The sequence below is a fragment of the Streptomyces sp. HNM0575 genome, from assembly GCF_012726265.1.
Lineage (GTDB): Bacteria > Actinomycetota > Actinomycetes > Streptomycetales > Streptomycetaceae > Streptomyces.
Genome location: NZ_JAASAG010000003.1, coordinates 801,332 through 821,818, shown reverse-complemented (window position 1 = coordinate 821,818; position 20,487 = coordinate 801,332). Strand labels below are relative to the sequence as shown.

5 protein-coding genes are annotated in these 20,487 nt (G+C 73.0%); 2 read left to right on the top strand and 3 right to left on the bottom strand.

The features are described 5' to 3' along the window. Both HCC61_RS30655 and HCC61_RS11455 read right to left on the bottom strand, forming a co-directional pair. Positions 1-14,580 (bottom strand): type I polyketide synthase (locus tag HCC61_RS30655; protein ID WP_169135283.1); only part of this gene is annotated, 14,580 nt, incomplete at its 3' end. 27 nt (positions 14,581-14,607) lie between these two features. After that, positions 14,608-15,396, bottom strand: coding sequence for an alpha/beta hydrolase (locus HCC61_RS11455; RefSeq protein ID WP_169135173.1), 789 nt, complete (start codon positions 15,394-15,396; stop codon positions 14,608-14,610). A gap of 288 nt (positions 15,397-15,684) precedes the next feature. Here HCC61_RS11455 and HCC61_RS11450 point away from each other — a divergent pair, with 288 nt between their 5' ends. After that, entirely contained in the window at positions 15,685-17,448 is a 1,764-nt protein-coding gene (locus HCC61_RS11450; protein ID WP_169135172.1) for a tryptophan 7-halogenase, read from the top strand. 217 nt (positions 17,449-17,665) lie between these two features. Further along, complete coding sequence (gene ccrA, locus HCC61_RS11445) at positions 17,666-18,913, top strand: crotonyl-CoA carboxylase/reductase (protein WP_169135171.1); 1,248 nt, start codon at positions 17,666-17,668, stop codon at positions 18,911-18,913. Between the two features lie 193 nt (positions 18,914-19,106). On the opposite strand, the gene HCC61_RS11440 is transcribed toward ccrA, so the two are convergent. Further along, entirely contained in the window at positions 19,107-20,477 is a 1,371-nt protein-coding gene (locus HCC61_RS11440; RefSeq protein WP_169135170.1) for a peptidase C39 family protein, read from the bottom strand. Between the last annotated feature and the right edge of the window lie 10 nt (positions 20,478-20,487).

Sequence of the window (20,487 nt, the reverse complement as noted above, 5' to 3'; positions counted from 1 at the left end):
CGACACCAGCGAGAACCCGACATCCACCGGATCACCCACCACACCCCGCAACCGCGAAGCCCCAGCCGACAACGCCCCCACCGAACGCCCCGACACCACCCACGGCACCACCGGCAACACCGACGCCGCCGCATCACCCGACGCCCCCGCATCACCCGACGGCGCCACAACCTCCCCCGCCGAACCCCCCGGCCCCTCCTCCAACACCACATGCGCATTCGTACCGCTGATGCCGAACGAGGAGACGGCCGAGCGGCGTGGACGGCCGGTCTCGGGCCACGGTGTCTGTTCGGAGAGCAACTCGATCGCGCCGGCCGTCCAGTCGACGCGGGGTGTCGGCTCATCGACGTGGAGCGTGCGAGGCACACGCGCATGCCGCATGGCCTCCACCATCTTGATCACACCACCCAGACCAGCAGCCGCCTGCGCATGACCGATATTCGACTTCAACGACCCCAACAACAGCGGCCGTTCACGCTCCCGCCCATACGTCGCCAGCAACGCCTCCGCCTCAATCGGATCCCCCAACGACGTCCCCGTCCCATGCGCCTCCACCACATCCACATCCGACGCCGCAAGACCCGCATTCGCCAACGCCCGCCGAATCACCCGCCGCTGAGCACCACCATTCGGCGCCGTCAAACCATTCGACGCACCGTCCTGATTCACCGCAGAACCCCGCACCACCGCCAACACCCGATGCCCGTTCCGCTCCGCCTCCGACAACCGCTCCAACACCAACCACCCAGCACCCTCACCCCAACCCGTGCCATCGGCCGCGCCCGCGAACGACCGGCACCGCCCGCTGGGTGACAGCCCGCGCTGGCGTGAGAACTCGACGAACAGCTCCGGTGTCGCCATCACGGTCGCGCCGCCCGCGAGGGCCAGCCCGCACTCACCGTTGCGCAACGACTGCGCCGCCAGATGCAACGCCACCAACGACGACGAACACGCCGTATCCACCGTCAACGCAGGCCCCTGAAGACCGAGGGTGTACGAGACCCGGCCCGAGGCGACGCTCGGCGCGCTGCCGACCGCGAGTTGGCCTTCGAGGTCCGCCGGTGCGGAGCCGACGCTGTTCGCGTAGTCGTGCAGCATCACGCCGGCGAACACACCGGTGTCGCTGCCGCGCAGGGCGGTCGGGTCGAGGCCCGCGCGTTCGAGCGCTTCCCAGGCGGTCTCCAGCAGCAGCCGCTGCTGCGGGTCCGTGGCCGTCGCCTCGTGCGGGCTGATGCCGAAGAAGTCGGCGTCGAAGTCGCCCGCGTCGTAAAGGAATCCGCCCTCGCGGGTGTAGGAGTGCCCGGTGCGGGAGGGGTCGGCGTCGAAGAGCCGCTCCAGGTCCCAGCCGCGGTCGTCGGGGAAGGCGCCCACAGCGTCCACGCCCTCATCCACCAGCCGCCACAACTCATCCGGCGAACCCACACCACCGGGGAACCGGCAACTCATCCCGACAATGGCAACCGCCTCATCGGCCACCGCACGCCCACTGCCCGCCGGGGCAGCGTCCGAGCCGGTCAGCTCCGACGCGAGGTGCGCCGTCAGGTCCGCGACCGTGGGGTGGTCGAATACGGTCGTCGCGGGCAGCCGGAGCCCCGTGGCGGCGTTGAGGCGGTTGCGCAGCTCCACCGCGGTCAGGGAGTCGAAGCCCAGCTCGCTGAACGCACGCCGCGGGTCGACCGTTTCGGGCGATGAATGTCCGAGAGCCGTGGCGACCGAGCGCCGGACGAGGTCGCCCAGCACCCGGTCCCGCTCCGCCGCGGGCAGGCCGGCGACGCGTTCGGCGAGCGGCAGCCCCTCCCCTGCCGTTGCCTGGCGCCGCGGACCGCGTACCAGTCCCCGGAACAGCGCCGGCAGCGCTCCGGCTCCCGCCTGGGCGCGCAGCGCGGGCAGGTTCAGCAGCGCCGGCACGAGCGTGGCCCGGTCCGCCGCCATCGCGGCGTCGAAGAGCTTCATGCCCTGTGCGTTGTCCATGCCCGCGATGCCGGAGCCGGCCATCCTGGCCACGGCGGCGTCGTCGAGATGGCCGGTCATGCCGCTGCTGTTGCTCCAGAGGCCCCAGGCCAGCGATGTCGCGGCGAGCCCGTCGGCACGGCGCTGCGCCGCGAGCGCGTCCAGGAACGCGTTGGCGGCGGCGTAGTTGCCCTGGCCGGGCGTGCCCATCGTGCCGGCGAGCGAGGAGTAGAGCACGAACTTCCCTACGTCACCGGCGAGTTCGTGCAGGTTCCAGGCGACGTCGACCTTCGGCCGGAACACGCGCTCGACGTGCTCGGGTTCCAGCGTCTCCACGGTGTGGTCGTCGAGCACTCCCGCGGTGTGCACCACCGCGCTCAGCGGGTGGTCCGCGGGCACCGCCGCGAGCACGTCCGCCAGCGCGTCGCGGTCGGCGGCGTCGCAGGCCGCGACGGTCACCTCGGCCCCGGCGGCCCTCAGCTCCGCGACCAGCTCCGGAGCGCCCTCGGCGGCCTCACCGCGGCGGCTGAGCAGGAGCAGGTGCCGCACGCCGTACCCGGCCACCAGGTGCCGCGCGAGCAGCGAGCCCAGCATGCCCGTGCCACCGGTGATCAGCACCGTGCCGTCGGGGTCCCACTCCGCCATCTCACCGGAGCCGTCCACGAGGGAGAGCCGGGGCGCCAGCAGTGTCCCGGCCCGCAGCCGCAGCTGGGGTTCGCCGGCGCCGAGGGACCCGCGGACGGCGTCGAAGTCGAACGGCTCGTCGGCGTGCAGGTCGAGGATCGACAGGCGTCCCGGGTTCTCCGCCTGAGCGCTGCGCAGGAGTCCCCAGACCGCCGCGGCGGCGGGGTCCGGCCGGGCGGCGAAGGCGTCCCGGGTCACGAACAGCAGCCGTGCTGCGGCGTGACGCTCGTCGCGCAGCAACTCCAGGGCCCGCGCGGTCAGTTCGTAAGCGCCCGCGACCGGGGCGGCGGTCTCGGTGCCGAGCTGCACCACGAGCACATCGGCTTCGGCGTCGGCGTCGGCGTCGGCGTCGTCACCGAGCATCGCGGCGGACGGTGCGGGTGCGGTGGCCGTCACCGGCACCCACTGGACCTCGTGCAGGGGGAGGCTGCCGTCACGCGGCCGCAGTTCGTCCAGGCGGACGGGACGCAGCGTGAGCGATTCGACGCTCAGCACGGGCAGTCCGGCCTGATCGGTCAGGTGCACGGAACCGCCGGACAGGCGGACCCGCGCGGATGCCGCGCCGGTGGCGTGGAGCCGCAGCCCGGTGAACGAGAACGGCAGGAGCACCTTGCCCGCCTCGACGGGCTCCAGCGCGAGCGGATGGAGCGCGGCGTCGAGCAGCGCCGGGTGGACGCCGAACCCGTCGGCGGCATCGTCCGGCACGCTCACCTCGGCCCAGTGGCCGGCTTCGGCACGCAGGCAGGAACGCAGCCCCCGGAAGGACCCGTCGTAACCGAGTCCGCGTTCCGCGAGGCGCTCGTAGGCCTCGTCCGGATCGACCGCGACGGCTGTCCGCGGCGCTTCGTCCGTCGGCCAGGGCGGCGCGGCCGACTCGGGTGCCGCGCTGCCGGAGGCGTGCCGTGTCCAGGGCAGGGTGTCGTCGCCCGCGGCCCGTGAGTGCAGGGACAGCGGGCGGCTGCCCGCCTCGTCGGGGCCGCCCACCCACAGCTGGAAGCGGACCGCGCCCGTCTCCGGGACGAACAGCGGTGCTTCCAGGTCGAGTTCGGTCACCACGTCGAGCCCGGTGTGGTCCGCCGCGGCGAGCGCCAGCTCCGCGAACGCTGCGCCGGGCAGCACCACCGCGTCGCCGACCCGGTGCCCCGCGAGCCACGGCTGGGCCCGCAGCGAGAGTTCGCCGGTGAACAGCACGCCGTCGCCGTCGGCTACGTCGACGACCTCGCGGAGCAGCGGGTGGTCCACGCGGGCGCCCGCGACGGACGGCAGCGTGTCCGGCTCCAGCCAGTACCGCTGCCGCTGGAACGGATAGGTGGGCAGTTCGACGTTGCGCCCTGCCAGTCCCCAGTCGACGGGCAGCCCGCCGGTGTGCGCCTCCGCTACCGACGTCAGGAACCGGCGCATGCCGCCCTGTTCACGGCGCAGGGTGCCCGTGACCACCACCGTGCCCCCGGCCGGTCCGGCCGGTCCGGCCGACTCGGCGATCTCCTGAAGGGCCGTGGTCAGTACGGGATGCGGGCTGACCTCGGTGAAGAACCCCAGGCCCCGCTCCGTCATCAGCCGGATCGTCTGCTCGAAGCGGACCGTCCGGCGCAGGTTGCGGTACCAGTAGGCCGCGTCGAGCGTGGCGGTGTCGGCGAGTTCACCGGTCACCGTGGAGTAGAACGGGATCTCGCTCGCTCGTGGGCTGATCGGCGCGAGGTCGCGCAGCACGCGCTCCTCGATCGCCTCGACGTGGGCGCAGTGCGACGCGTAGTCCACCGGGACCCGGCGGGCGCGCACCCCCTCTGCCTCACAACGCGCCATCAGCTCGTCCAGCCCCTGGACGTCGCCCGATACGACCACGGACCGCGGCCCGTTGACGGCGGCGACCGAGACGCGGTCGTCCAGCAGGGCCTCCGCTTCCGCGGGCGGCAGCGGTACGGACACCATGCCGCCGGAGCCGGAGATCGCGACGATGGCCTGGCTGCGCAAGGTCACGACGCGTGCGGCGTCGTCGAGGCTCAGCGCCCCGCTCACGCACGCGGCCGCGATCTCGCCCTGTGAGTGCCCGACCACCGCGGCCGGAGTGACCCCGGCGGAGTTCCACAGCGCGGCGAGCGAGACGTTCATCGCGAACAGCAGCGGCTGTACGACGTCGACGCGGTCGGCGTCGGCGCAGCCGGGCTCCTCGCGGAGCACGTCGAGCACCGACCAGTCCGTGTGCGCCTCGATCGCCTCGGCGCACTCCCGCATCCGGGCGGCGAACACCTCGGACGTCCGCAGCAGTTCGCGTGCCATGCCGCGCCACTGCGAGCCCTGGCCGGGGAAGACGAACGCGGCGCCCCCTCCGGCGCGCGCGGTGCCGGTGACGACATCGGCGGCGGTCTCCTCCGCCGCGAGCGCGGCGAGTCCGGCACGCAGTTCACCGGCGTCGCTCCCGAGCACCACGGCCCGGTGGGTGAGGAGCGAACGGCCCGCCGTCAGCGAGGCGGCGATGTCCGGGACCCGCTCGTCCGCGTCCTCCATGCCGTCCAGCAGCTCGACCAGCGCCTCGGCCCGCTGCCGCAGAGCGACGTCGCCACGGGCGGAGAGCACGAACGGCGTCACCTCTGCCCGCGGTTCGCTACGCGGCGCCGGTGCGTCCGCCTCGGAGTGCTCCGGCGCCTCCAGGATCACGTGGGCGTTGGTGCCGCTGATCCCGAACGACGACACGGCGGCCCGCCGCGGCCGGTCCGCCGTCTGCCAGCCGACGGGCTCGGCCAGCAGCCGTACGGCGCCCTCGTCCCAGTCCACGCGCGACGACGGCTCGGCGCAGTGCAGCGACTTCGGCAGCGTCCCGTGCCGCATGGCCATGATCATCTTGATGATCCCGCCGACTCCGGCGGCCGCCTGCGTGTGGCCGATGTTCGACTTCAGCGATCCCAGCCACAGGGGCCGGTCCCGGTCCCGGCCGTAGGTCGCGAGCAGGGCGGTCGCCTCGATCGGGTCTCCCAGCCGGGTGCCGGTGCCGTGCCCCTCGACGGCGTCGACGTCGCCGGGCGAGAGCCCCGCGTTGGCGAGCGCCTGGCGGATGACCCGTTCCTGCGACGGCCCGTTGGGCGCGGTCAGGCCGTTGGAGGCGCCGTCGGAGTTCACGGCGCTGCCGCGGACCACGGCGAGCACCCGGTGGCCGTGGCGGCGCGCGTCGGACAGCCGCTCCAGCACGAGCATGCCGACGCCCTCGCCCCATCCCGTGCCGTCGGCGTCCTCGGCGTAGGCGCGGCAACGCCCGTCGGGCGACAGGCCGCGCTGGCGGCTGAACTCGATGAACGTGTGCGGCGTCGACATCACGGTGACGCCGCCCGCCAGGGCCAGCCCGCATTCTCCGGCGCGCAGGGCCTGGGCGGCGAGGTGGAGCGAGACCAGCGAGGAGGAGCAGGCGGTGTCGATGGTGGCGGTGGGCCCTTCGAGCCCGAGGGTGTAGGAGACCCGGCCGGACGCCACGCTGCCGGTGTTCCCGGTCAGCAGATACCCCTCGAATCCGTCCGGAGCCTTGGGCATCCGCGCCGCGTAGTCGTGGTACATCAGGCCGGTGAACACCCCGGTGCGGCTGCCGCGCAGCCCCGTGGGGTCGATCCCGGCCTGCTCCACGGCCTCCCAGGCGGTCTGCAACAGCAGCCGCTGCTGCGGGTCGATCGCCAGTGCCTCGCGCGGGCTGATCCCGAAGAACTCCGGGTCGAAGTCGCCCGCGTCGTAGAGGAAGCCGCCCGCGTTCGTCGACGACTTCCCGATCCGCTCGGGGTCCGGGTCGTAGAGGTTCTCGACGTCCCAGCCGCGGTCCGCGGGGAACTCGCCGATGGCGTCGACGCCGTCGGCGACGAGCCGCCACAGGTCCTCGGGGGTGCGCACGCCCCCCGGGTAGGAGCAGGCCATCCCCACGACCACGACCGGGTCGTCGCCGTCGGCTCCGCGCTCGGCGACGGCAGCGGTAGGCGACTGCCCGGGCTCCAGCCTGCCGAGCAGGTAGCCGGCGAGCGCCGCGGGCGTCGGATAGTCGAACACGGCGCTGGTGGGCAGCCGCACCCCGGTCAGCGCCAAGAGCTGGTTGCGCAGCTCCACGCCGGTCATGGAGTCGAGGCCCAGTTCGCCGAAGGTGCGCTCGGTGTCGAGCCGGTCGCCGGGCGCGAGCCCCAGCACCGCCGTCAGGGCGCCGTCCAGCAGCTCCCCCACCTCGCGTTCGCGCTCGGCGGGCGGCAGCGCGGCCGTACGGGCGGCCCACGAGGACGCACCGCCCGCCGGGTCCCGGCGGGAGACGGCGCGGCGCCGTCCGGGCTGCCGCCGCGCCGGCCGGTCGCCCGTCTCGAGCGGTGCGGGCACCAGGTTCGCCGATCCGTCGGCCAGTGCGGCGTCGAACAGGTCGAGCCCGGCCGTCACCGACAGCGGTGTCACGCCGAGACGGCGCCAGCGCGCCACCTCGGCCTCGCCGAGTCCGCCCGCCATCCCGCTGTCGAGATCCCACAGGCCCCACGCCAGCGAGGTGGCCGGCAGCCCGTCGGAGTGCCGGGACGTGGCCAGGGCGTCGAGGAAGCAGTTGGCGGCGGCGTAGTTGCCCTGCCCGGCGGTGCCGAACAGCCCGGCGACCGAGGAGAACATCACGAAGGCCGCGAGTTCGGCGCCACGGGTGGCGCGGTGCAGATGCCAGGCTGCGTCCGCCTTCGCCCGCAGCACCGTTTCGAGCCTGCCCGCGTCGAGCCGCTCGACGGTCGCGTCGTCGAGCACGCCGGCCGCGTGCACCACGGCCGTGAGCGGACGGTCCAGATCCTCGACGAGCGCGTGGACCGCGTCCCCATCGGTGAGGTCGCAGGCGACGACGCTCACGGTGGCGCCGAACTCCCCCAGCTCGGCGACGAGTTCGGCGGCGCCGTCCGCGGCCGGACCGCTGCGGCTGACGAGCAGCAGGTGCCGCACATTGCTCCGTGTAACCAGGTGCCGGGCGAAGAGCATGCCGAGCGCGCCCGTGCCCCCGGTGATCAGTACGGTGCCCTCGGGGTCGAACGCGACCGGCTCCCCGCCGCCCGCCGCGGGAGCCAGCCTCGGCATCCGCAGCGCTCCCTCGCGCAGCACCATCTGCGACTCCCCGGTGCACAGCGCACGGGGAACCAGTTCCTCCGACTCCTCGTCCGCGTCCACGAGCACGAACCGGCCCGGGTGTTCGGCCTGCGCGCTGCGCACCAGGCCGCACACGGCCGCCGCCGCGAGGTCGGGACGAGCGGTGTGCACGGCGCCGCGGGTGAGGAAGACCAGCCGCCCGGGGGCGTCCTCGGCCAGCCAGTCCTGGATGCGGCCGAGCACCTCGACGGTCAGCCTGCGGGCGTCGGCGGCCGGGTCGTCACCCCCGCCCTCGGCCCGTACGAGAACGTGGTCCGCGTCTTCCTGCGCGGGCAGGCCCAGTTGGACGTACTCGGCTCGGTGCAGGTCGGGATGCGCGGGGCCGGCGCCCAGCGCGCCGGCCGGTGCGGGCCGCAGCACCAGTTCGTCGACCGTCAGCACCGGGGTGCCGTCCTGGTCGGCGGCGGTGAGGGTGAAGCTCTCGCCGTCGCGGGTCGCGCGGACGCGCAGCTCCGTCGCATCCGTGGCGTGGAGGCGCACGCCGCTCCAGGAGAACGGCAACCACAGCCGCCCGTCCGCGGAGAGCGTGCGCACCAGCGGGTGCAGCGCGGCGTCCAGCAGCGCCGGGTGGATACCGAACGCGCCCACGTCGTGGGCCTCTTGGGCGGGGAGTACGACCTCGGCGTGGATCTCGTTCCCGGCGTGCCAGGAGCGGGCGAGGCACTGGAAGCCGTCACCGTAGGCGTAGCCGGCCTCGGCGAGTTCGGCGTAGGAGGGCGCCTCGGGTGTCCCGGCGGGGGGCCAGGCGAACTGCGCGGGCGGCGCCGCCTGCTCCGGCGAGGCGAGCAGGCCGCCCGCGTGCCGCGTCCATTCCGCCTCGCCGTCGCGCGAGTACACGGCGAACGACCGGTTGCCGGCCACATCCGGGCCGCCGACCACGACCTGCATCTGCCTCTCGGCGTTCAGCCGCAGCGGCGACTCCAGGGTGAGTTCGGCGACCTCGGTGCAGCCGGTCTCATCCGCGGCGCGCACGGCCAGTTCGACGAACGCGGTCGCCGGCAGCAGCGTCTGCCCGGCGATGACGTGCCCGGCCAGCCACGGCTGCGTACGCAGCGAGAGCAGGCCGGTGAAGACGGTGCCGTCGCCCTCGGCGAGGCTCACCGTCGCGCCCAGCAACGGGTGTTCGGGGTGATCGAGGCCCAGCCCGGAGGGCGAGGCGGCCGCCGTGGGGGCGTCGAGCCAGTGGCGTCGGCGCTGGAACGCGTAGGTCGGCAGGTCCGCGGCGGACGAGCCGGCGAACACCGTGGCCCAGTCGGCGGCGACCCCGGCGGTGTGGGCCGTGGCCAGCGCCGCCAGCGAGGTGACCGCCTCCGGCCGGTCCGGGCGCACGAGCGGCGCGAACACGCCCTCCTCGCCGTCGCGGAGGCAGCCCCGTGCCATCACGCTCAGCGTGGCGTCCGGGCCCAGCTCCAGGTAGGTGCTCACGCCGAGATCCGTCAGCGAGCGCACACCGTCGGCGAACCGGACCGTGTGCCGGATGTGACGGACCCAGTACGCCGGGGAGGCCGGCTCGTCGGTCAACTCGCCGGTGAGGTCGCCGACCAGCGGGATCGACGGCTCGTGGTAGGTCAGGGCGGCGGCGACCTGCTCGAACTCGGCGAGCGCGGAGTCCATGTGCGGGGAGTGGAAGGCGTGGCTCACGCGCAGCCGCTTGGTCCTGTGTCCGCGCTCGCCGAGCCGCTCGGCGATGCGGAGGGCGGTCTCCTCGTCGCCGGAGAGCACCACCGATTCCGGGCCGTTCACGGCCGCCAGCGAGACCAGGTCCGCCACCTCGTCGAGCAGCGGGGCGACTTCGTCCTCGGGGGCCTCGACGGCGATCATCGCGCCGCCCTCGGTGGCGGCCTGCATCAGCCGGCCCCGCGCCGCGACGAGCCTCGCCGCGTCGGGCAGCGACAGCACTCCCGCGACGTGAGCGGCGGCCAGTTCGCCGATCGAGTGCCCGAGCAGAAAGTCCGGGCGCACGCCCCAGTGTTCGAGCAGCCGGAACGACGCCACCTCGTGCGCGAACAGGGCGGCCTGGGCGTATTCGGTGCGGTGGACCGACTCGTCCGCCAGCACCTCGTGCAGGGGGCGGTCGAGGTGCCGGTCCAGTTCGGCGGCCACCGCCGCGTGAGCCCGCGCGAACACCGGCTGTGCCGCCCGCAGTTCGTCGCCCATGCCGGGGCGCTGGCTGCCCTGCCCGGTGAAGAGGAAGGCGACCTTGCCGGGCCGCGCGGTGCCGCGCTCCACGCCGGGCACGGGCCTGTCCTCGGCGAGGGCCCGCAGGCCGTCGAGGAGTGCCGCACGGTCCGCGCCGACGACCGCCGCCCGGTGCTTGAAGGCGACCCGCGCCGTGGCCAGTGTCGCGCCGACCGCCCGGGGGCCGAGTTCCGGCCGTCGTTCCAGTGCGGCGGCGAGTTTCGCGGCCTGTGCGGGGACGCCTTCGGCGCTCTTCGCGGACAGCAGCCAGGCTGCGGGCCCGTCGGTCTCGTCGGCCCCCTCGGTCTCATCGGCGGGCCGCTCATGCGGTACGTGCTCGATGACGGCATGCGCGTTGGTGCCGCTGATGCCGAACGACGAGACGGCGGCGCGGCGCGGACGGCCGGTGCTCGGCCACTCCGCCGGCTCCGTCAGCAGCGAGAGGGCGCCGGAGCTCCAGTCGACCTCGGCGGTGGGCTGCTCGGCGTGCACGGTGCGCGGCAGCACGCCCCGGTGCATCGCGAGCACCATCTTGATCACGCCGGTGACCCCGGCCGCGGCCTGCGTGTGGCCGAGGTTCGACTTGACCGAGCCGAGCAGCAGCGGCTGTTCGCGTTCGGGGCCGTAGGCAGCGAGGAGCGCCGCCGCCTCGATCGGGTCACCGAGCGGGGTGCCGGTGCCATGTGCCTCGACGGCGTCGACCTCGGCGGGATCGAGGCGCGCGGCGGCCAGCGCGTCGCGGATGACGCGCTGCTGGGCGAGGCCGCTGGGGGCGGTGAGGCCGTTGCTGGCGCCGTCGGAGTTGATCGCGGTGCCGCGGACCACGGCCAGCACCGGGTGCCCGTTGGCGCGAGCGTCGGAGAGCCGTTCCAGGACGAGGAGTCCGGCGCCCTCCGCCCACCCCGTGCCGTCGGCGTCCGCCGAGAAGGACTTGCACCGCCCGTCGGCCGAGAGCCCGCGCTGCTGGGCGAACTCGACGAACATGCCCGGACTGGACAGCACGGCCGCGCCGCCCGCCAGTGCCATCGGGCACTCGCCGCGCTGTAGCGACTGGACCGCGAGGTGCAGGGCGACCAGCGATGACGAACACGCGGTGTCGACGGTGACGGCCGGGCCTTCCCAGCCGTAGAAGTACGAGAGCCGGCCGGAGGCCACGCTCGCGGTGGTGCCGGTCAGGCCGTGCCCCTCGAACCCATCGGGAACCTCGGCGAGCCGGGCCCCGTACTCCTGCGCGGTCAGGCCGACGAACACGCCGGTACGACTGCCGCGCAGGGCGGTCGGGTCGATGCCCGCGCGCTCGAGCGCCTCCCACGAGGTTTCCAGCAGCAGGCGCTGCTGCGGATCCATGGCGGTCGCTTCGCGGGGGCTGATGCCGAAGAATCCGGCGTCGAACGACGCCGCGTCGAGGAAGCCGCCGGACCGCGTGTAGGTGTGCCCGGTCCTGCCGGGCTCGGGGTCGTAGAGCGCGTCGAGGTCCCAGCCCCGGTCGTCCGGGAAGTCGCCGATCACGTCGCGGCCGTCGGCCAGCAGGTCCCACAGTTCCTCGGGCGAGCCGACCCCGCCCGGCAGCCGGCAGCCCATGGCGACGATCGCGATCTCGTCGTCCTCCACGCGCCCGCGTGCGGCTCCGGCCGTTTCCTCGGCGCGCTCGCCTGCCAGGTGACGGGCGAGCGCGCGGGGCGAGGGGTGGTCGAAGAACACGGTGCCCGGCACCTCGGCGCCGATCGCCGCCGGCAGCTCCTCGCGCAGCTCCGCCACCATCAGGGAGCTGAATCCGAGGTCACGGAAAGTCCGTTCGGGATCGACGTCGGCGACGTCGGCCTCCATGACCAGTGCCGCACAGCCGAGCACGGTCTCCAGCACGTCGCCCTGCGCCGCCGTGGCCGCGAGTTCGGAGGCGGGTTCGGCAGCGGGTTCGGAGGCCGCGGAAATCGGATCGGGGGCCGACTCGGAGGCCGGATCGGAGGTCTCGGAGCCCGCCTCCCCGCGTACGGATGCCGCGCTGCCGGGCCCGTCTTCCGAAAGCCAGTGCCGCGCTCGCCGGAAGGCGTAACGCGGCAGGTCGATGCGCTTCCCGCGCCGGCCCGCCACCGCGGTCCAGTCGGTCTCGGCGCCGCGTACGTAGAGTTCGGCGACGGCCGCGGCGACCGTCCGCACCTCCGGACGGCCCTCGCGCAGCAGCGGTACCGCGCTCGCCCCGGCCACGCAGTCGCGGGCCATCGCGCTCAGCACGCCGTCGGGTCCCAGCTCGACCAGAGTCGTGGCCTCGCGCACGGCGCCGAGCGCGTCCGCGAAGCGCACAGGGCGCCGCACGTGCTGCACCCAGTACTCGGAGGAGCACACGAGACCGGCCGTCGCCGTCTCACCGGTGACCGCGGAGACCAGCGGCAGCCGCGGCTCGTGGAACGTCAGCGTCTCCACCACAGAGCGGAAGTCGTCGAGCATCGCGTCCATGTGCGGCGAGTGGAACGCGTGGCTCACACGCAGCCGCTTCGTCCGGTGCCCCCGCGCGGCCAGTACGGACGCGACGGCGAGCACCGCGTCCTCGTCTCCCGAAAGCACCACGGCGGTGGGCCCGTTGACGGCTGCGACCGCGACCTCTTCCTCGCGCCCCTCCAGCAGCGGCAGCACGTCCGCCTCGGTGGCCTGCACCGCGAGCATCGCGCCACCGCCGGGCAGATCGCGCATCAGCCTGCCGCGCGCGGCCACGAGAGCACACGCGTCCGGCAGTGACAGCACTCCCGCGACGTGCGCGGCCGAGACCTCGCCGATGGAGTGCCCGAGCACCATGTCCGGGCGGATCCCGAAGGATTCCAGCAGCCGGAACATCGCGACCTCTACGGCGAACAGGGACGCCTGAGCGCAGTCGGTGCGCTCCAGCTCGGACGGGTCCGCGGCGCCGAACATGATCTCCCGCACGGGGAAGTCGAATTGCGCCAGGATCTCGTCGAGCGCTTCGGCGAACACCGGGTACGCCTCGTACAGTTCGCTGCCCGCCCCGACGCGCTGGGAGCCCTGCCCGGAGAAGAGGAAGGCCACGTCGGCCTCGCGGTCCACCACGCCCTGGACGAGCCCCGGCGCGCGGCCCGCGCTCTCCAGCGCGGTCAGGATCCGGCCCGCCTCCTCGTGCCCGGCGCCCAGCACCACGGCACGGTGCTCCATGGCGGTGCGCGTCGTGGCCAGCGAGAATCCCACGTCGGCCAGCGCCTGGTCCTCGCTCAGCGCGCTTCGGAGCCGTCCGGCCTGCGCGCGCAGAGCGGGCAGGCTGCGTCCCGACAGCACCAGCGGCGTGACCCCGGACCCGGAACCGGACCCGGGCTCGGACCCGGAACCGGGCTCGGACTCGGACTCGGAACCGGGCGGTGCCGGCAGGGCGGGCGCCTCCGTGACCACGACGTGGCAGTTGGTCCCGCCCATCCCGAACGAGCTGACCCCGGCCACCCGACCGCCCTCCCAGTCGGCGAACTCGGTGCCGACCCGGAGACGCAGTTCGCCGAACGCGATGCGCGGGTTGGGCGTGGTGAAGCCGACGCTCGCCGGGAGCGCCCCGTGGTGCACGGCGAGGGCCGCCTTGATGAGCCCGACGACACCGGCCGCCGCCTCCAGGTGCCCGACGTTCGACTTGACCGAGCCCACGGGCAGCGCGTCCGCGCGCCCGGCGCCCAGCACGGCGCCGAGGGCTTGGGCCTCGATCGGGTCGCCGAGCTTCGTCCCGGTGCCGTGCAGCTCCACGTAGCCGACCGCGGACATGTCCACTGTCGACCGCCGGTAGGCGAGCCGGAGCAGCCGCTCCTGCGCCGCGGCGCTGGGCGCCGTGAGTCCGTCGCCGCCGCCGTCGTTGTTGACGGCGCTGCCGTCGATGACGGCGTACACGCGGTCGCCGTCGGCCACGGCCCGGCCGAGCCTCTTGAGTACGACGACGCCGCCGCCCTCACCGCGGACGAATCCGTTGGCCTCGGCGTCGAGCACACGGCACCGGCCGTCCGGGGAGAGCGCGCCGAACCGCGCGGCCGCCACCGAACTCCCGGGCGCGAGCATGAGGTTGACGCCGCCCGCCAGAGCGGTGTCCGCCTCCCCGCGCAGCAGGGACTCGGCGGCCATGTGCACGGCCACGAGCGAGGACGACTGCCCGGTGTCGATCGTCAGGCTCGGCCCCTGCGCACCGAAGAAGTACGAGACCCGGTTCGCCAGCATGCTGCGCTGCAACCCGGTGAAGGAGTGCGCGCCCACGGTGCCGTGCTGCCGTGCGAGCACCGCGTAGTCGTCGTGCATCGCGGACAGGAACACGCCCGCGCCGGCGTCGCCGAACCGCTGCGCGGTGAGACCGGCGTCCTCCACGGCCTCCCAGCTCAGTTCGAGCGCGAGCCGCTGCTGCGGGTCCATGACCGCTGCTTCCCGCGGCGTAATGCCGAAGAACCCGGGGTCGAAGCCCGAGACGTCGTCGAGGAAGGAGCCCCAGCGCGCGCCCGGGGCGTCGGCGAACGCGTCGGCGTCCCAACGGTCCGCGGGCACCTCGCCGATCGTGCACCGGCCCTCGGCGAGCAGCCGCCAGAACTCCGCCGGGTCGTCGGCTCCGGGCAGCCGGCAGGCGAGACCGACGATCGCGATCCGCTGGTCGTCCTCCATGGGAACGGCGTGCATGTCCGTCACTTCGTCATCCATTCGCCGTCACGGCCGAGCCGAGGAAGTCTTTGTCACCGTCGAGCCGAGGAAGTCTTTGATGAGCCGGATCCAGCCCGCGGGGTCCTCGAGGGTCGGGTGGTGGCCGCAGTGCAGTTCGGACAGCCGGGCGCCGGGGATGCCCGCGGCCAGCTCGCCGGACATCGACGCCGGCACCAACTGGTCCGCCGTAGTGGCCACGACGAGCGTCGGCGCACTCACCAGCGCAAGCTCGCGGCGCAGGTCGGTCGAGAGGATCAGCTCGATCTGCTCGACCGTGCCCGAGGGCACGGTGAGGCCGATCAGCTCGGCCATGCCCTCGCGCTGCTCCGCCGACAGGGACTCCAGATAGCGGTCGCCGAGCATCACCGACATCAGGAACCACGGCAGCAACTCCCGGTTGCCGAGCGCCAGTCCGCGCCACACCTCGACCTTGAGGCGGGTCGACGCGGCCGCGCGCGCGAACCCCGCGGTGAGTACGAGCCCGGCGACCCGGTCGGGGTGCCGCGTCGCCATCCGCAGCGCGACGGCGGAACCGAAGGAGTGCCCGGTGACGCCGAACCGGTCCAGTCCGGCCCGGTCCGCCGTGCGAACGTGACGGTCGACCAGACCGTCGAGGTCCTTCGCCTCGCCGCCCGCGGAGTAGTCGGGGGCGACCACGCGGAAGTCGCGTGACAAGACGGGCAGCAGCGGTCCCCACGTGGTCTGCGCCGTCGCTCCGCCGCCGTGCACCAGCAGCAGTCCGGGACCGTCCCCGCGGACGCTTCCGGGCAGCGCCGCGTTCTCCTCTTGTGGCATTTGGCTTCCCCACCTACTCGCGCCCGTCCGGCGACAGCCGACACGGATCTCGGGCGACAGCGTAGGCAGCGCAGGTGGCGCCCCGACCGGACCTCTCGCCACCCCCATGCCACGCACCGGTAATCGCCGCGGAATTACCGGGGGATGGGCGCGGCCTAGAACAGCGCCACTGCATACGGGCCGTCGCTGGCCTACTTTTCCCCTGCCGCACAGGGCCGCCCCACCAGGCCCAGCGCCACTCGACAGCGCGTCGGCTCTCGACCGATCCCGAATTCAGGAGGTATTCCCGTGGCCAGGGAACTCGATTCCGAGTACGACGTGCTCATCATGGGCGGCGGCCCTGCCGGATCCACGCTCGGCGCTCTGCTGGCGAAGCGGACGGATCTGCGCGTGGCCATCTTCGAGAAGGAGAAGATGCCGCGCGAGCACATCGGCGAGTCCTTCGCCCACCAGATGATGCCCGTCCTGGAGGAGAGCGGCGCGCTGGAGAAAGTGCTCGCCAGCGACTGCTGGGTCAAGAAGTTCGGGGGGATCTTCAACTGGGGCGAGACTCCGATGGTGGCGTTCTTCGACCACCGCAACACGATGGAGGACGGCGTCCACCGCTTCGCCATCCACGTCAACCGCTCGGAGTTCGACCAGATACTCCTCGATCACTCCGCCTCGCTCGGCGTCGACGTTTTCGAGGAGACCTCCGTCAAGGCGTTCAGCCCCGACGAGACCGGCTGCACCGTCACGCTCAAGGACGGACGCAGCGTGCGCGGCGCCTACTTCGTCGACGCCTCGGGCCGCCGCAACAGCATCGCCGCCAAGCAGAAGCGCGACTGGCTCTCGACCTATCGCAACATCGCCATCTGGCAGCACTTCACCGGCGGCAAGCCGGCGCAGGGCCTGCCCGGTGACTGGAACATCTTCCGCGAGGACAACCTCTCCCCCATCGGTTGCTTCGCCTTCCGCGACGGCTGGTGCTGGTACATCCCCGTGAAGAAGGTCGTCGACGGGGAGCGGGTCACCACCCACTCGATCGGCATCGTGACCGTCCCGGAGATCCTCAAGCAGAAGGAGACCGACTTCACCGACCAGAAGGTCTTCATCGACACGGTGAACAAGGTCCCCTTCCTCAAGGACCTGATCCAGGACGCGGTCCCGGTGCAGGACCACATGCTCACCGCCACCAACTACTCGATGATCAACGGCCAGTTCGCCGACTTCGACGAGCGCTGGCTGCTCGTCGGCGACGCCTCCTACTTCGTCGACCCGCTCTTCTCCTCCGGCGTGGCCTTCGCCACCAACCAGGCCGCGAACGCCGCGCTGCTGCTGGAGCAGACGATCGCCGGCGACATCGACGAACAGTCCAAGCGCGATCTGTGGCGCGACTACGACGAGGGCTGGCACGGCATGGCCGAGACCTTCGCGCTCTCGATCGACCAGTGGTACCACGCGCTCGGCAACGCCGACCCGGACAGCATCTACTGGCGCCACCGCGGCCAGGGCCCGGACCTCGACATCCAGGAGCGCACTTTCGACGTGCTGCTCAACACCGCCGTCACGCCGAACCTGATGCAGGTCATCACCGGCGCACCGATGCAGGGCCCCGGCCCGTTGAGCCGCGCGCTGGAGGCCGCACAGCCCGAACCGATCACCGAGGACACCCCGTTGCGGCTCGCCGAGGGGACCGTGGTCCGCGAGTCGATCGCGATGGACGTGCCGGGCTTCAAGGCGTTCGTGCCCGCGCCGCCGTTCGACAACGACGTGGACGAGAAGACGAAGGCCGCCTACGCGCACTACTGGGCCGACCCGGTCGCCAACGGCGACACGGTGACCTCGCCGGTCGCCGCCCCGGTCAAGGCACGGCGGTTCAGCCTCCCGGACGTCGCGGACTCCGAGGAGGTCCGCGGCCTGGAACGCGAAGGCGTCGCAGAGTTGGTGGCCCTGCTCGAAGAAGGCACCGCGACCCAGCGGCAGTTGGCGGACAAGCTGACGCCCGTCCAGCAGCAGCTCTTCGCCCGCCTCAAGCGGGCGGGCATCGTCGCCGCCAACACGGCCGAGTAGCCCCCCACAGGGAAGCGGGGCGGGCGGCCAGGACCCGCCCGCCCCGCTTCCCGGGCACCCGGAAGGAGCGGACGAGGCCGCCCCCACAGCGGCTCGCCGGTGCCGGGCCCGCTCCCGCCCTTCGCCCCGTCCGCCCGCGAAACCGCGCCGAGCGCACCGAGCGCACCGAGCGCACCGAGCGACAGCATCCTCTCCGTCGGAAACAGGGAGCACAGCCATGAACGGAAAGCGCCGCGACATAGGGGAGATCCCCGAACTCGGCGAGATTCCCGAGGAGATGTACGCCTCGGTCATCCGGCCCGAGCGGTTCGGCGAGCCGCGCGAGGCGTTCCGCACCGAGGTGGTGCCGACACCGGTCGCGGGCCGCGGTGAGGTCCTCGTGATGGTCATGGCTGCGGGGATCAACTACAACAACGTATGGGCGGCGCTGGGCGCTCCGCTCGACGTGATCGCGGCGCGCAGGCGCCAGGGCGCCACGGAGGACTACCACATCGGCGGCTCCGAGGGTTCCGGCGTGGTCTGGGCTGTCGGCGAGGGAGCCAGCGGCGTCGCGGTCGGCGACCACGTGGTGCTGACCGGCTGCCAGTGGGACGAGCACGCGCAGGACATCCGCCTGGGCGCCGACCCGATGACCTCGCAGAGCCAGAAGGTGTGGGGCTACGAGCTGAACGGCGGCTCGTTCGCGCAGTTCACCGTGGTGAAGGACTACCAGTGCCTGCCGAAGCCCCCGCATCTGACCTGGGAGGAGGCCGCGTGCTACCTGCTGACCGGGGCCACGGCCTACCGGCAGCTGTGCGGCTGGCACCCCCACGTCGTGAACCCCGGCGATCCGGTGCTGATCTGGGGCGGTGCGGGAGGGCTCGGGTCCATGGCGATCCAGATCACCCGGCAGCGCGGCGGCATCCCGATCGCCGTCGTCTCAAGTGACGACCGTGCGGACTACTGCCTCAAGCTCGGGGCCGAAGGCGTCATCAACCGCAACGACTTCGACCACTGGGGACGGCTGCCGGACATCGACGACCACGAGGCGTCGGCCGCCTGGACGAAGCAGGCGCGGGGATTCGGCAAGCGGATCTGGGAGATCCTCGGCACCCGGGCGTCGCCGAAGATCGTGCTGGAGCACTCCGGGGAGGCGACGATCCCGACCTCGCTGCTGGTGTGCGACACCGCGGGCATGGTCGTGATCTGCGGCGGGACGAGCGGCTACAACGGCGACGTCGACCTTCGCCACCTGTGGATGCGGCAGAAGCGGCTCCAGGGCTCGCACTTCGCGAACCTGCAACAGTGCCGGGACATCACCACGCTGGTCGCGGCGGGCAGCATCGACCCCTGTCTGTCCCGTGTCGACAGCTTCGAGGACATCGGCGAAAGCCATCAGGTCTTGTACGAGAACAACCAGCCGCCGGGCAATCTGGCCGTGCTGGTCAACTCGCCCGAGCGGGGCCTGGTGTCCCTGCCGGGCTGACGGATCCGCTCCGGCCACGCCTCCCGGCAGCGGCCACGCCGCCCGGCGGCACGTTCGCGGCGGGCCGGCCCGGGGCACGGTCGTCGCCCGCCGCGGTCACCTGAGAGGGACCGCGGCGGGCGGAAACCGTAAGCGCGTCACGTCATCGGTGCCCCCGCCTCGCGCCGAACGCTCGACGGGCCGGACGGCCGCCTCAGCGCACCCCCAGGTCCCGCAGCACGCGGCGCTGGCCGGACGAGAGGTCCCGGGGGAAGAAGAGGTAACACACGCCGCCCGTACCGGACTTGACCTTGCCGTCCTCGTCCTTGCGCTTGGTGCGCAGCCAGATGTTCTCCCACTGGCGGCGCTTGTAGACGTGGCGTACCGCGTCGTCGTCCTCCGAGGCGGGGTCGTTGGCGATGACGTCCCCGTCCTGCGTGAAGCCGATGACGGTCATCAGGTGACCGGCGGTGCCGTAACCCGCGCCGTCGAGCTCCGACTCGATGAAGGACTGCGACGTGATGACGGGGATGCCGGCCGCGACCAGACGCTCCACGTCGGTGAGGCTGCCGAGCCGGGTGACCACGGACTCCATGCCGCGGTAGGTGGCCGCGTAGGCGGCGTTGAACGGCCAGTTGCCGCAGCCCTCGTACTGGTAGTCGAAGGTGTAGCGGGCCGCGTGGCAGACCTGCGGGTCGGCGAAGTCCGGGTCGACCCACTCCAGGTCCTTCTTCGACGGCGTACGGCCCCAGTGCTCGAGGATCATCGTCGACGAGGTCGGGCTGCACCACGCCTCGCCGCCGCCGTCGTACTCGGGGTACTGCCCCTTGTGGATCTCCTGCGAGAAGCGCGGCACCTCCAGCTCGATGCCGCGGCCCGGGCCGGGCTTCGACGCGGGGACCTCGAAGCGGTCGGGAACGTCCGAAGCCATCGCGCTCAGCCGCCACACGGCGGGCTCGGCGCCGCTGGCCAGAGCGCGGTGGAGCGTCAGACGCACCTGGTACGCCACGAACCGCAGTCCGCCGTCGAGCTCGTCGATGGACAGGGTGTCGGTCCACACGCTGGACTTGCCGTCGCTCTGGTCGTCGACGGAGGTGCGCCGCGGAACGTCCTTGCCGTCACCGGAGGTCCAGACGCCCATCGTGTACCAGGGCGTCTTCTTGCCGTCGGAGTAGAGCCCCTGGAGCTCGACGCGCAGCCAGGTGCCCTTGGGGGTGTGCGCGTTCCACGAGGTGATGATCTCCCCCGCCGCGATGCCGGCGGGGCGCAGCGGCGACGTCCACGTCGCGTACTCCCAGGTGGCGCTCTCGCCGGTGTGCGGGTCCTTGTAGCGGGTGGTGCCCTGCGGGGTCTCGAAGACGACGGCGGGACGGTCCCGGCCGGTGGCGCGCGTGCCCTCCTCCTTGCCCGACGCCCAGTCGCCGCGGGTGTTCCAGCTGTGCAGCGAGATCTTCGGCTTAGCGGCTCGCGCCGTGCCGGGGCGGCCGGCGCGCTCCGCGGCCGAGGCGGGCGAGGCTGCCGCCGCGGCGGCTGTGGCGACCGCGGCGGCCAGTACGGTACGGCGCGTGGCGGGTCTGCTGTTCATGGACTTCGAT

Coding starts and splice junctions, on each gene's coding strand:
- ccrA (WP_169135171.1), top strand. CDS start 17,666: ATGAACGGAAAGCGCCGCGACATAGGGGAGATCCCCGAACTCGGCGAG.
- HCC61_RS11455 (WP_169135173.1), bottom strand. CDS start 15,396: ATGCCACAAGAGGAGAACGCGGCGCTGCCCGGAAGCGTCCGCGGGGAC.
- HCC61_RS11440 (WP_169135170.1), bottom strand. CDS start 20,477: ATGAACAGCAGACCCGCCACGCGCCGTACCGTACTGGCCGCCGCGGTC.